The sequence below is a fragment of the Corynebacterium sp. LK31 genome (genome assembly GCF_014335015.1).
GTDB classification, from domain to species: Bacteria; Actinomycetota; Actinomycetes; order Mycobacteriales; family Mycobacteriaceae; genus Corynebacterium; species Corynebacterium jeikeium_D.
In genome coordinates, this window is the sequence record NZ_PDGW01000029.1 from 1 (window position 1) to 15165 (window position 15165).

The 15165-nt window shown below is 57.5% G+C and carries 8 protein-coding genes; all 8 read left to right on the forward strand.

Features of this window, described 5'->3' with window-relative positions:
- Window positions 1-1529 precede the first annotated feature (1529 nt).
- On the forward strand, window positions 1530-2633 hold the full coding sequence (locus CRD18_RS10600; RefSeq protein WP_187406721.1) for a hypothetical protein: 1104 nt from the start codon (window positions 1530-1532) through the stop codon (window positions 2631-2633).
- An 85-nt stretch (window positions 2634-2718) separates the two neighbouring features.
- Window positions 2719-5352, forward strand: coding sequence for a hypothetical protein (locus CRD18_RS10605; RefSeq protein ID WP_187406722.1), 2634 nt, complete (start codon window positions 2719-2721; stop codon window positions 5350-5352).
- Window positions 5353-5448: 96 nt separating this feature from the next.
- Complete coding sequence (locus CRD18_RS10610) at window positions 5449-7053, forward strand: conjugal transfer protein (protein WP_187406723.1); 1605 nt, start codon at window positions 5449-5451, stop codon at window positions 7051-7053.
- Between the two features lie 123 nt (window positions 7054-7176).
- Complete coding sequence (locus tag CRD18_RS10615) at window positions 7177-7467, forward strand: hypothetical protein (protein ID WP_187406724.1); 291 nt, start codon at window positions 7177-7179, stop codon at window positions 7465-7467.
- Window positions 7468-7563: 96 nt separating this feature from the next.
- A complete protein-coding gene (locus CRD18_RS10620) occupies window positions 7564-8055 on the forward strand; it encodes a hypothetical protein (RefSeq protein ID WP_187406725.1) in 492 nt (163 codons plus the stop codon).
- 12 nt (window positions 8056-8067) lie between these two features.
- The gene (locus CRD18_RS10625) at window positions 8068-11136 is read left to right on the forward strand and encodes an ATP-binding protein (protein WP_187406726.1); all 3069 of its coding nucleotides are present in this window, start codon (window positions 8068-8070) and stop codon (window positions 11134-11136) included.
- 238 nt (window positions 11137-11374) lie between these two features.
- Entirely contained in the window at window positions 11375-14410 is a 3036-nt protein-coding gene (locus tag CRD18_RS10630) for a hypothetical protein (protein WP_187406727.1), read from the forward strand.
- 20 nt (window positions 14411-14430) lie between these two features.
- Window positions 14431-14871, forward strand: coding sequence for a hypothetical protein (locus CRD18_RS10635; RefSeq protein WP_187406728.1), 441 nt, complete (start codon window positions 14431-14433; stop codon window positions 14869-14871).
- Window positions 14872-15165: the final 294 nt, after the last annotated feature.

The window sequence follows — 15165 nt, forward strand, 5'->3', positions numbered from 1 at the left end:
GTGCCAACAGGGGGCGGGTCACCGGGTTGCACTGTCGCCTGTGTTTCTGCGTGCTCTCGAAACGTGGGCTGGTGCCCCGTGGTTTCCGCCTGGTGTCCCTGTTGGCCGAGTCGGTGTCTACCCGGTTGGGGTGGTCTGGTGGTCGGTGTTGGTGGGGTGCGCCTGGGGTGTGGTCTGTGGGTGTCTCCCGACAGCTCGCTGTCGGGAGCCGGGAGGGTCGATGTGTGTGACGCGGCGAGCCCGTTCGCTGGCCTCCTTGCCCCAGTGGCTTGCCTTGCCGGTGTCGGCGTCGCCTGGGGCGGTGGCCGCGATGCGGTGCTCCCGCTACACATCGACCCTCCCGGTTTCCTGCCGGGGCGGGTGGTTGGTGTTGGGCGTGGGGTGGTGATGGGTGTCAGCCCCCTGGGGGCTGGGGTGAGCGCTGGTGCGCATCGGCGACCGCATAGTGGGTCAGGGTCGTGTCGTAGCCGTCGGTGGCGTGGGGTCATTGTCGCGCCTGGGATCATCGTGGGGCACCACGCATTTTTTTGGGGGGCCGCCAGGGTGACCACTGGGTCACCGCAACCGCACCAGGGCACCGTTTCCTCGGGGCATATGGCAGGGGCGTTACGTGCCTCCGGTGTATCTGCCATTGCCGCGACGAAGGGGGCAGGCAAGAGGGGGCTCACCTCTGGGGGACACCTCCCCCAGGAAGGCGCCAACCAACCAGGGGCCACAGCCCCAGGCGCCTTCGCGCAGTGCCCGAAACAGCGACATGGCAAGAAGCGGCGAACCACCACACGAGGGACACCGACAAGGGGGGGAGCCGCACGCAGCCAACGCCGGGCACAAGCCCGCCGCCGCACAGGAAGCCACGGCCACCAGCACCCACCAGGCCACGGCGACCACAGCGGCGGCACCGGGAAAACCCACCAACGCCCACCTTTATCCGACCGAGCACACCGTCACGACAAAACGGGCCCACACCGCAGCTTCCGAGAGCACGCAGGAACAAGGAGAAAGGGCCCGTTCGTGACAGCGACGGAGGAAAAGGAGGCGGGGTTTTACCCGGCACCCCGCGCACGGTGCGGGCGTGGGGTGAGTTGGTTGTTTTTGTTTGGCTGGTAGGTGCGGGTTTTGGTGGTGTTTGTGCTGGTATTGGGGTTGGGGGTGGGGTCAGCGGGGTCGCGTTATGGTGTCGCGTGTATGGCCGCGTGTATGGCCGCGTGTTTTGTAGTTGGTCTGTAGTTAGAGGTGTAGTCGCGGTGTAGTTGGCTGTGTAGTCACGTTTGTAGTCAGTTGTGTAGTGCGGCTGTAGTCCTGTGCGCAGTGTGGTTGTAGTCAGGGTTGTAGTCAGTTGTGTAGTCAGTTGAGAGGTCGTTATGGCGCGGCTAGTTGAAGTGTCGGAAATGGTGCGTAGCACCGTGAAGACGGTAGAGCCGGAGTCGGTTGTGAGTAAGCGTCGGCGACGTCGTTCCGCCGGCAGTGATTCTGGGAAGAAAAATGGTGATGGTTGGCGTAGAACCACAGCCGATCAGATTCTGTTAAATATGTCCACGCGCTTAGGTGCGATTAGTCAACGGCAGGCGGTCAAGTACGTCTACGATACGACCGAAAAGAATGTGCAACGACGAGTGCAGTTCATGGTCGAAGCGGGCTTGTTGCAACGCATTGACACGTTGCCGTGGGCAGGAACCGTGTTGTGGCCTACCCGTGCTGGGCGCATTGTTGGAGTCGGGGAAGATTCTCCGTTGGTGGAGATGGAACCGCCGTCGATAACGACGATGCTGCACCGACTTCTCGTTGCCGAGGAAGCGCTCAAGGCGTCACTTGTTCATCACCGAGCTGTGTTTACTGAACGTGAAATCCAGGTCTGCCAAGCTCGCGGCGGAGACTACCTGTACCAGATGCTAGAAGATGCAGGAGTTCGGCGATCGGCAGGCGGAACCGCTGGTGTTGTGCCAACAAAAACCTTCGCCGATCTCGATGGGCTGGGCCGACGTGAAATTGAAGCGTGGCTTGTCGTACCAATGACCCACGGAGACACTGACGTGCGCTCCCCAGACTTCATAGAAGTCACCGAGCGCGGCACCCTGCGGGCAGTCGAAGTAGAGCTGACTGCCAAAGCTAACCAGCGCACACGCAACATCCTCGCCAGCTACCGAGACTGCGTAACCGGCCACGGTGAAGTCATGCGCGGCCAAGGGTGGACGTTGCAGAAAGCCAAGCAACATCTACGCCAATTCGAGTCCGTCCGGTGGGTCTGCACACACCCCGTCTATGACCTGTTGCGCGGCCCCGAAGGTGGTATCAACCCCATGACGCATAAGCCCGACAAAGGCATGGTGCGTGAGGTATGGGACGAATCATTATCGTCGTTTCTCTTCTTTGAAAAACCCGACACGTGGAAGCTTGACAAAACGCGCTGGCCGATTAGCTGCGAGCTCATTGACATCGCCCATGACCCCGGCCTGGAGTACGAATTGCTCCAACGAAGCCTTCCTCCGACCTACCGCTGCTCATACAGCGCCTGGCGCAAATGGCGGCGCATATGGAAAACCGATGTTGCAGGCGACGCCAATCCTGTCGGTTTTGAACAGTGGCTCCGCTTTCCCGGCAACTACCGTCGTTGCCTAGAAGCAGCCGGCCGATAACTGGCATCGCGGGCAGCACTGACATGGCACAGTAGCCCTATCCAAAGCACCACCACCGCAATCCACCACGAAAGGAGATCCAGCTATGGGCTGGTTCAACGACGTCGAGCAAGCAAGCGGCGTTGACACAGAGAAGAAAACAAACAAGGGCGGATTAGCAGTCGGCGGCACCATCTTCGTCCTACTAACGCTGGCGACCCAGCCGCTTATCGTCATCCTTTTCGCCATCTTCGCGATTATTGGCGAAAAGCGCCGCGTCCGGCTGAGTCGATGGGCAGGAGCCGCCGTCGCAACGTGGCTCATTGGCATCATGGTCGCTGGGTTCTCGCCGGCCACATGGTTTGGTTGGTGGCCGGCAGGCGCAGCAATGCTTTGGCAAGCCGGCACTGCACCTCTCAAAGGGATTCCGCTGTTATCGCTCATCGCAGAAACAGCCGACAATGGACAGTACCTCTTCCTCAAACACGCCCTCTTTGCCACTCCAGTGGCGCTGTTTCTCATGTCAATTTGGTGGTGGGCACGCTCGTACTCGTTGCGTCTCCGCGGTCAAAATGAAGGCGAAGAATACTCTGACCGGCGACCTGTAGGGTTCCTCGACAAGTGGCGGCGCAAGCGCAATCTTGTTGCAGTCCAGTCCGGTCAGTGGTCAACACGGCACCCCGGAGAGATCGCCATCGGCATTGGAACATACGGCGATGTTGCCTCTGCAATGGTCGATAATTTTAAAAAGGCCTTCGCCATTGTCGGTACGTCACGTTCAGGTAAGACCCGCCTGGCCAACTCCATTGTCGCCCAGCAAGTCCATGAACTCTCGGGTGGAAACATCACCATCGACCTCAAAGGCGATGACGATATGGCGCGCGCAAAAGCAAAGCTGGCCTATGAAAAAGGCGTGCCATTCCTGCATTTCAAAATGATGCCCAAGACGGGCGGTGGCTACCGCCAGCCTCACCCGTTTGCCCCAGATCGCCCCGCTCACTACGACCCATTCCAGCGCGGAAACGGTGCTTCGAAAGCATCCATGCTTTTGGGATCGGTGCCCCGCGACGGCGACGCAGCGGTGTATGAACGCACCAGCCTAGAGATCGTCCAGTTGGCATTCGACATCGCTGCGCTGACCGGATTCGACCGCCAACGCAACGCTCAAGGTTTTCCCGTCTCCGGCCTGTCCATCCTGCTGCAGATGCTCGATCCTGACACGCTCACGCAAAAAGGAACTTCCATCACCGGCGCTCAAGTCAAACAGGCCAACCCCTTCCTCAGCACCGCTGCAGCAGATCGGAAAGCCACGGCAATTAGAGCTCGCGTGGAGTCGCTGGAGAAGGAACTGGCGAACCGACAGTCGGTTGTCAATGCCGCAATTGGAGACGTGCGCAGCCTGGTTGCCACCTATATCAACGACCCCAGCGTTGGCATGTTCCTGAATCCCGGCACCACGCCACTGTTGGAAATTGACCTTGTGCGAGCCATTCTCCGCAATGAGATTGTGCTGTTTTCATTGCCCGCACAGGACTACCCGAAGATGGCCTCCATGATTGCCACGATGGTGCTCCTCGATCTGCAAAGCGCAGTATCGACGCTGCGCCAGTACCACCAAGAGGTCGCTCACTTCCTTAACGCTGAGTCTCATGTCGCTGATGGAACACCGTGGAATCCGATGACAATTCAGATTGAAGAGCTTGGCTCCACACGGTCGCCGGCAGCAGCAGAAGCCATGCTCGGGCTGTTCAATAAGTCCGCTGACGTCAACATTCGCCCCATCCTGTCAACCCAGTCACTATCGGATATTGAAGCTGTGGACTCTACCGGCGTGTGGTTGCGCCAGCTTTTCGGACAGCTATCCGGGCTGGTGTCATTCCAGCTGTCAGTCGCCCAGGATGCGGAAACATTCGCTGGTTTCTCCGGCACAGTCTCGAAGAAAATCCCTACTGAACAGAAGGAAATTACGAGCACGCGCACCGGACTGTTCCAAGGTGCCGGAAGTGCCGGCAGGCTCATGGCCAGGCAGGAAACCGTGACCCGTATCGGCGAAGGAGATGCCCTGGCCCTTGATATTGAGCAGCGCCAGCTGCTGTGGGTTTCCAAGAGTCCGAAGATCACGGCGGTTCACACCACCGCCCCTGAAGGGCCAAATAACTGGTCGGAAGTCCTGACCCTGACCCCAGTGTGGGAGCCTCCGTATCAGTGGCGGCCATTTTCCGATGAAGAGTACGTCGAAGCCTGTAAAGAAAAGCAGCGCACCGTCTATGAAGCGCTGATTGAAGACTTGGAGACCAACCCTATGCTGCACAAGATTCTCAACGCTGCAGAGGAGACATTGGACGTAACTGCCACTGCAGCGCAGGACGCTTTCGAACCTCCATTGCCTCTAGAGAACCTGCCCGAGCCGAATAACCTCCCCGCCGCGCCGATGCATCATCCCGAACCGGAGGTGTCACGTCCCCGTGACATGCGGCCGCAATCATCCCCGCGGCAGATGCGCGAAGAAGACCTCGCACCACGCGATCGAACAATCCCAATGGATTACGACACTTTCGATGAGCAAGATGAGGATTCCTTCGCCGCAGTTCCCGCAGGTGCTCCTCACGATGCTGACGCTGATCTCTTCGATGATTCCCCCGGTGGCGATGATCCGTTTAGTGGCGAGGAAGACCCCTTCGGCGACTTCTCCGACACCGACCCGTTTGGCGGCGACGATGACCCGTTCGCACCGAAATAGCCAGGTCAGTCGGGAAAGCCATGCAGGAAAGCGGTCGAGCGCTACTGTGAGCGCAATCGATAAGAACACCATGCACCACACCAAAAGGCTCGCTATATGACTACCACCATCCCCACCAACGATTTTGTCCTCCCAGATGGGTTCATTCCGGCCAGCCCAGATGGAAAGCCCGCCCCGGTCCCCAAGCGGTTTACCGACACCTTCCGTCCCGCATTTCCGAATGATCCAGCTACGCACAAAATGCTGGATCAGTTCTTCGCCAACACGCGCAAGGCTGAGCAAGCCAGTAGCGATTACCAGGCTTCCTTCCCTGATTCGCCCTTGCCGGTAGCGAAGCGGAAAACCCACACGACCACGGCAGATGGTCTCATGCGCGTCTCCGAAGATGGCACTATCACGTACCTGTACCTGATGGATAACGGCGATGGAACCTTCACCGCAACCAAATCCGACAGTGACGAAGCGTTGTGTGATGCCAAAGGAAAGCCCATCCTGTGCGACATGGAAGGGCACCCCCTTCCTCCGAAAAAGCGGTGGTGGGACAAAATCGCCGAGAAGGTTGGCGACCCATCGGGCGGCGACGATGAAGCCGATGTCATTGTCTACGACAAGCACGGAACGCCAATCGGAGATTTCGATGTCGTAAGTGTTGGCCACGCACCCACTAGCGGACGTGGCCGGCGAGGAAGTAAAGCCCTCATGGTCGGTGCAGCCAGCCTGGCTGCATTTTCTTGTGCAAGCCTGTTGCTCGGTGTGATTGTGGGGAGAACTGCTGTTCCGGCGCAAGGCCAGGTCACAGAAGAGGAAGCCGCTAAGTACCACCTGTCTTCATTCCCTACCGATTCCGCCGCTACCTTTGGGCGTCACTATGTTGAGCTGTGCCTGACCCACCCGGATAAGGAAGAGGCGCAGAATAAGCGTGTCGAGCTGATGAAGGGCATGGCGCTGCAGCAGCTTGGGGAAGGCTGCGGGTGGACATCTGGCGGACAGAAGGAAAACCCGGTCACTATCAACTTCAACGGTGAGGTCGAAAATCGCACGGAGTACCAGGGAGGGCAGGTCGCCTACCTTGGATACTTCGTTTCCATGAGCTCGGGTGACTTCATGAACGTCACCTTGCCGGTATGGGCAGGGGAGAACACTGATGGGCGTAAGGCGTTCAAAGTGGTCGGCCAATTGGGGTACTCCGCGGCGCCAGCACAAGACGCAGTTCCGAACCTGGAAACTGGCCTGATGGAAGACCGGCAGATCGCGCCGAAGCTTAAGCCCATGTTGGAGACGTTCTTTAAGGCCTGGGGGCAGTCCGACCGGAAGACCCTGGAGGCTTTGACCGCGACCGACGCTAAGGGAGACGTGCTCTCGGGAATGAGCGGCAAGTTCCAGAAGCCCGAGATTACGTCGGTACGAGTCATCCCATTTGACCCGCCCGTTGAAGTGCAAGGACAAACTGCGACGTTTGAATACGTCGAAGGGTCGCAGGTCACCGCATTGGTCAACCTGGACTGGACTGTTAAGGACGATAGTGGCGGACGCACACAGCCAGCGGGCTACCGCGTCACCATGACGCTTATCAATAACAAGTGGCAGGTCAGCGAAATGCTACCGGGGCTGGTTGCAGAAGCCACCGCAACTGCGGGAGAAGGTCAAGGCGGCGCCGCGGGTGCCGGCGACGGCATTGGGACAGTCAACGACCTGAAGTAGCGCGCACGGCTATTTCCGCAGCTAAAAGCGGGAAAGCGGCCATAGTTCATAATCAGGGATGCGCGGGGAAGACCCCGGTCGCATCCTCCGATAACCACCAAAACACTTTCAAGGAGACACCACATGTTCTATGAGATTTTGGCTCAGCAGCAGTCAGGCGGCGGGCAGGGCTCGGCGGGTATCACCAACGCCATCAACAACACCACGCAGCAGCTGCAGATCATCGGCGGTGCTGTCGCAGCGCTGGCCTTCATCGCTGCGGTCATCATCGGCCTGGTCATCGTGATCCGCGGTGGCAACATTCAGCGACTGATTGGCCCACTGGGGGCCGTGCTTGGTGGCGCATTCATTCTCGGCATCGGAACCGCTGCCGTTGGTTGGCTTATCAGCCTCGGCCAGTCTGTCTCCGGTTAATCGACTGAGAGACTCGCAATGTCGAATCCGTATGAGTTCCGCGATTACACACTGCTGAAAAATCACCAGGTTAGAGTCTGGAAACTCTCAGACCAGGTGGACTTAAAGCTTTTCGGCGGCCTCGTTGCTCGTGTTGCCGGTATCGCGATTGCTATTGCCATCGCGGTGGGATTCATCGTATTCGTCGTAGCAAGCATTATCGGGTTGCCGTCACCAGTGGTTTTCGCGCTGATAGCTGGCGGATCTCTTGGCACATGGTTTTACCGTCGAGCAACGTCTGAAAGCGTAAAAACCGACCCCATCACGGCGCTGAAAAAGATTATTCGTCGTATCACCGCTCCTCGTCGCTACGCCGGAGCGGTGACCGCCGAAACAAAGGCAACCAAAATTCACTGGCAGGTCATTCTGTGGCGACCGCATGACAACACCGCCGATATTGGGACAATCCGCCAGTTCAATTCGTACAACCCGCAGCCAGTTGGCTACGACGAGCGCAGGGAAGACCCGCCAGGATATGCCGACATTCTCGTTGGCTACCGCGACCCGTTTAACCCGCAGAAGTTCGTCGAATACGACTACCCCGACTAAGAGGTCTTCACGATGAGGAAGAACGCACCCCAGGAATCTACTGAAAAGAGAAAGTGGTGGCAGCCACGTAAAAAGGATGCGGCCGCCAAGGCTGCGGAACTCCTTGATGCACGTCGGCTGGACTACCGCTACGCGCAAGATGACCCATTCCTATTTATCAAGGGAGAATCGGTCTGGACAGGCGTTATTCTATCCACCACGTCTGATGAATACGCCGCTGGCGAAGAGCAGATCGCGGCTGTGCAGCGCAACGTGCAAATCTACGGTGACCTCTCCACGCACTTCGTAAATGCGTACAAGGAAGATGATGTCACCATTCAAACCATCACGCGCTTTGCCCCAGTCAACGCAAATCAGTGGCAGGAAAGCTACCTAAAGAACTGTTGGGATCCAACGAAGCTGTTTGCGTCCCTGATTGAAAACAAGGTACGACCGCACCTGGAGGAAACCGCTCCCGAGCGTCGCCAATACCTCTTGGTTCGGCTTGGAGACTTCAAGGCACCCCGGCAGGTTGACCCTCTAACACAGATACTTGGCCGCAGTGCAGGTGTCGCAGAAGAGGTATTCAACGAAAAAGACCTGTCGAAGTTCCGCAAACGAGCACGTGAAACGTGCGCGATTCTGACCCAACACGGCGCATCGCTGATGTACCGCAATGACCTCAACTGGCTGATTCAAAAGGCTCTGTACGGGCATTTCCCGGTCAATAATGTCACCGGCATTAATCGCACCCGACCGTGGCGCGGTGGCTGGTTCGACGAGATTGTCAACATCTCGGCCGACATTGAGGATGACTACGTGCGCGTGAAGAACCCGCACCCGGAAAATGGCTGGGGGGAGTATTCCTACATCACGACCCTGACCGTCGAGTACCCAGACCCGACAGTGCCGTTTGAGTACTCCGGTGCCTGGGGGCGTCTGCTCAAGACAATGCCACGTCCCGTAGACGTAATCTGGCCGGCCACGATTCTGTCTGCAGAAAAGTGGCGCCGACTTGCGAAAAAGCTGACCAAGAATGTTCTGGACGAAGCAAATGTGCGGCAGGAAGTCGGCGCCCAGCACTCCGAGTCTTTCGATCGGAAATGGGAGGCCGCAGAGACACTGAAGCACGAACATGAAATCGGCGCAAAGCCGGTTCTTGTGCATCAGCAGCGACTGACATTTGCTGCTGCATCACCGGAAGAGCTGACGAAAATCACCACCGACATCATCTCGATGTTCGGGGAAAGTGCTCGTGTTCGCCGACCAATTGGCGACCAGGGCTACCTGCTTGAAGACCAGCTTCCAGGGGACATGACACCTCCGAAGGGAAGGCGCGGGCAGCTCCCACCAAGTGTGGGGCGTCTTTTCATGTCGAACTTTAACCAGAGCATCGACGTGGAAGACGAACAGTGGAGCGACCTCGAAGCGCTTGCATACGCTCGTCTCGATTCATCCACGCTGGTAGGCGATGCAGTGGAGTTCCGTGGTGGGCAACCTATTTCCTGGCAGGGAATGCAGATTGGCTACACTCTCGACACCGGAACGGCAGTCCACTTCGACCCGCTCGTACAGATGGCGCGTAACCGAGGAGCTGGCATCGTCATCATCGGCGCCTCCGGCGGTGGTAAGTCCTCGCTGGCACTGACCCTATTTTTCTGGGTGAGCGAATCTGGCACGCAGACCATCGTCATTGACCCAAAGAACGACTTTGAGGCGTTTGTCTACTACCTATCGTTCGGAAATCAGGTCAATCTCCCCGGATTCACCGAGGAAGCCCAAGCGGGTATCCTCGGCGGGCCTGACAGCAAGTTCCGGCCCACCAATCCGCAATTCTGGGCTGATACCGCAATCGTGTCTCTCGGCAATGGTGCCCCCGGAGCATTGGATCCGTGGGCTATTGCCGGCGGTACAGGTGATTCTGCGTACATGCAGGGCGAGAACTTGGCGCGTGACGTGATGAACCTGGTCTTCTTGGAAAAGGATGACCGCAAGATTCTCAATACTGCGTTCCAGAACATGCGAGATCAGCACCTCAATCACCCAGGGGTTTCCGAGCCATCATTGTCGGAGCTGGCGCAGCACCTCGGAGCAGAGATTGAGCTCAATGAAAAGGCGTTGGAAGATTCCAAGACCACGCCAGGTGATGCGATTCTTGTTCGTGAGGAACTGCGTCGTATCCGCAGTGTGCAAGATCAACTAGTTCGTGCGGAGACGCGGCAGTTTGGTCGCTTGATGTTCGGTAAGTCACGTGCGCGCGAGCCGTTCCGAGTGGGCAATAAGCGCCGGACAATTATCACTCTTCTTGGCCTAACCCCGCCGTCTCAGAACACGCCTGTGTCTGAGTGGGATGAAAATACTCGTGATGCTGCAGCTGCGATGCTGATTGTTCTTCGTGAAATTGAGCGCATGATGGGTAAGACCACTCGTGTGCAAAACCCGCGAGGAAACTTGCATGGCTACCCGCCTCGGTCGCTATGGGTGGACGAGTTCTACTTCGTGGCGGCAATCCGGGCTGGTCGTGTGTTGCTCGATCGTCTGGCCCGTCAGGGACGCTCGCTGTACTTCTCGCTCGTCCTGATTTCTCAGCAGGCACGCGACCTCAAGGCGTTGGATGAAGACCAGGGCAGCGATGAAGATGCATCGGTCAACCAGTTCGCTACTCGATTCGTGTTCCGTCAAGAAGGCTTGAGTGAAGCAAGTGATGCGTTGTCACTGCTTAAGCCAACGGCAATGAAGAACTTGACGGACATGGAGCGAAACGCAATGGCTATGCGATTGATGTCGCCTGGTGATGGTGGCACGCTTCTGCCTGGCCAATGCGTGATGCGTGATGTGGATGGACGTGTGGCTACCATCGCTGTAGACCGATTGTTCCGAGAAATCGAGGCGGCGACTCAGACAAATCCGTCGCAGCGTTCTCGGGCACAGTCAGAGCCAGTATCGGCAGATGGAACCGAATGGACAGTCCACACCGAGCTTCGTGACCGCCTGCGAACCGGCATGATTACAAGCGAGATTGGCAGCATTCGAGAAGCCATTAACGATGCTCGCGACGAGTCCGCAGAGTTTGACGAATACGCTGCTGTCCTGTCCGTCTAGGAGCCGATGCCGTTCTAAAAGGCGGAAAGCGGCGGTGTGTGACACTAATTGCGCCATGCACCATAACCGCACGTAGATAGGAACGGCTCGGATGCCGAAAGCAATAGTTCAGGAGGTGGAGGCACCGCCTATCGGGCCTTCACAGTCACACACATCATCCCGCCTCAGCAGACTTCTTAGCTGGTGGGGTGAGGATCGCACTGTAACCCTGAGCCGCCGAATCGGTGGCACAGGGCTTATGCTGTCTAGCTTTTACGCCATCGGCGGCCCCGGAGCCGCACTTACAGTCGCGACGCTGATGGTTGCAATCTGGGGCGCGAAGCCACTTATCGCGCGCTGGCCAGAGCAACTAGGCTCTCTCGTTTCCTTCGCTGCAACATGGACGCTTGCCATGCTGTTTTCTGGGGTCATGGGGCCCGATCTTGCAATGGCCGGCTCACATGACTTAGGAGCAGGTTTTGCTATCGGAGCATTCCTGCTCACTGTGTTGGTGTGGGTCGCCCCGGCAGGAAACTGTCATCGTGGGTGGTCTACCTTTATTGGTCTTATCCCAATCAACGTTGGCATGTTTATCGCAGCCGCGTGGCCACAGCACTCCGGTGTCACGTCCCTTATCGCAGCCAGCCTCGGGTGCGCACTCATCTTTTTGCGTCTGCGCCACCATGCTGGGCAGGCCATGCAGAATGAAGATGCTCGCAAGAAGCGGCGCATCCGAACTGTCGCAGCGGGAATTATCGGCGGCATCCTTCTTATGAGCGTGGCCGCGGTTGCCACGCCCCCTAAAGCCAACGCAATGTTCGGCATTTTCGATGACAAGCTGTGCTCGATGATGTCCCCGGAAACCACACAGGAGCCGATTGGTACTGGCCCAGAAAGCTGGTTTCCTCCAAAGAACTTTGCCCAGATCCCAGCACAACAGACTCAAGAAGGAGTGCCGAACCCTCCTCCATATCTCGATACTCCATTGAAAATGGAGGGAGACCTCGACAAATACACCCTGTTTGAGGTTGCAGGCCTGCGCGGACTGCGCTTTGTTAACTGGACGCACACAGCATCAGGCGGCTACGACTGCTCATTTGGTGCATTTATGTCTGTGAACTCAGGCAACTCAATCAACACGTTGTCGCGCGCAATCTTGCAGGCCGTCATCGCATTGAAGGAGTACTCGCAGACGAAAAACCCATTTGCGGCACTGTATGCGCAGTTCTCACCGATGCTCGATGTCTTCATCACCATCGCAATGTCAGCTTTTGGTCTGCTCTACATGGTGTCTCTCATCGTGCTGCTCTTTAAGCTCGTGAAGGGCGGAAGCCTCCAGACGCACGGCGGCAAGCTCATGGGAGGGCTCTTGGCGGCATTCCTCTTTGGCGTGGTCTACAACGGCAGCATTCTGACAGCTTCGATGGAAAACCCCAACGGAAGCCTGTTTTACGAGGTCATGTCCGATGCTGACTCCTTTGTCGGCACACTCAATGCGGCAGTTGCCTCCGAGGTACTCGATGGTATCCCAGATGCAGAAAGCTCAATGTGCCGAAAGCCTGAGGGTGGCACAAATAGCGTTGAGGATGGTCAGCGGTACTCCTCATGTCTGATGGCAGAAGTCATAGCGTATCGGCCGTGGGCGAAAGCGCAGTTCGGAATTAGTGGCGAAAGACAGATTGAGCCCAATGTGAAGCCCGTCGAGGGGGCATCAAACAGCAAAGATGGTGACCCTAAGGCGCTTCCTTGCTACAACAACTACAACGGCTGCTCTGATATTCGCAGCTACCTTATTGCACAGGCCGGTGGCCCGTCGTATATCCAAGACTACGAAAAGTGCCTGTCATCCAACGGGTACGAGATTCCAGGGCCAGACGATGACGCCGATCCACCTGAGATTGACCAACTCCGTGTATGCGACCCGTACTACGCCGTTGCTGAAGACTTCTTCCAGAAGCAACGAACCGATAAGACAAAGGCTCAGGGCACGGAGATGCTGCTGTCCTATACAGGCAGATCTGGCGGGCACGCATCCAGCGCATTCTTTGGATTAGTCGCGGCGGTAGTCGTTGGCGGCATCATCGCAGTGATTGCGGCCGCAACCTTGATGGCCCACTTCCAGCTGCTATGGCTGTTTTTGACCGGCCCGTTCTACTTCCTCGGTGCAATGCTTAGAGGCTTCGAGGTAGTCAACAAGTGGGGCGCTCAGGTTATCCAGACCTTCATCCTTCGGATGTTCTATGGCTTTGCGGTCACCGGCATCATTCTGGCTATCAGCATTATTGCAGTGCTCGATGTGTCTTCTGGTTTCCGAATGCTCTTGCTTGGTTTGATGGTCGGCAGCGTCATTAAGGGACTCCGTAAGCTCGATGCGATGACCGCTTTCGGCGGCGCTGAGCCTGCCGGATTTAGCTCAGGTGGCATGAAGGTCGGTGCTGCTGCAGCCGGTGTCGCCGGGTACAAGGGCGGTACGGCGGCAGCAAGGTCTGCTGTTCGTGCAGCACCGCGTGTGGGCAAAGGCGTTGCCGGCGCTGCCGGAGCTGCTGCTGGCAAGGTGTTGCCGACGAAGACCATCGGTAAGGGCGTGGACTTTATCAACAGTTCCGAAAAGGCTGGCAAAAACATGGTCGCTAGTAGGGCTGGAAGTATCGCTGGGGCCGTTGTCCCCGGAAAGGGTGCTGCTGGTGTAGTTAGTCGAGCCGCCGATACCGTCAAGGCGAAGTCGAGTGCAGTTTCCGAGAAGGTTTCCGAAGTTGCAAACCAGAAGGCACCATTTAAGTCGAGCTATGCGGCGTCAAGGGTGGCACCGTCGGAAACCAAGGTAGAGCGCGTTGATAAGAGCTCGGGGGTTAGCCGCGACAGTGGTTCGACTGCGCGCAGGGTAGCTTCGAGCCAGCCAAATTCGAACCAGGGAACACAAGCCGGCTCGGCATCTCGCACACCAGTACAGCGGCGACGCTCAAGGTCAGCGGATAACTTCGACGATCCGACCGGAACTCTTGGTGGAGGGTCATCGTCGCAGCGAGATCGCCGTCAGAACCGTCGAGGACACCGAGATGATGCTTCCAAGTTCAGTACCGAAGATAAGGCCAACCGGATGCCTGGGGCGAAAAGTCGGGACAGCAAACCGGCAGGGTCTGCTCAGGGAAGCCGAAATGCTGATGAGTCACGGCCGCAACGGCCACAGCGCAACGAACCTCGGCCAGCGCAAGACCGCTTGAGGCAGGCTCGCAGGTCTGCCCAACGCAGAACATCCGGCAGGCCGCCCTTCGATGGCAACGATAAGTCCGAATAAACCCCAAATATGGAGGAAAAATGACTACCGAAACTCCCGATGTAGCACCGGCACCTCCGTTGGTTGCCGAGGGCACAGCCTACCGATTCGTTGACGATGAAGGTGACCTGTATTTGGTCATCGACGGAGTTGTCGAGGAGGAATCGACTGCAACAATGGTGCTGCCGGTTAGTAATGACACGCTTGCGGTTTTCGCTGACATCGCCAATCAGCGTCTTACACCGGAGGAAGGCGATGACGATGAACCGAATGACGGAGAAATCGCCGATGATGAACCGTCCTGGGGCAAGCGCATGGGGCGAAGAGTCAAGAAAGTGACCACAGACCCTGCGGGCGTCAAAGGGCTGTTGGAGTCTAGCTCTCCGCAGAGCAGTATCAAGGGGCTGGATATACCTACGCTTCTGGTCATGGTCGTAGGCGTTATCAGTGTTCTGTTGGTGATTGGATCATGGATTTTCTAGACAAAATGGCCACACAGGCTCAGGGGATTGCCCATAGTCCCGGAAGGCGGGCGGCGTTCCTTACTGTTGCCCTCGCGGCAATCAGTATGTCTGCCCCGCCGACCAGTCTGGGGGTCGGCGTTGCGTTGTTCCAGCTTGCGCTGTGGAGTGTGCTCGCGTTTTCCTGCGCGACGGTAGCGAAGCAGTCTGACGTACCTAAGACAGTGAGCACACTTCTTCAGGTTGCGGTTTTTATTGTGTGGGCAGGCGTTTTAATACTCGAAGTGCTGCCGCACGTTACCTAAAGGGCCGCTG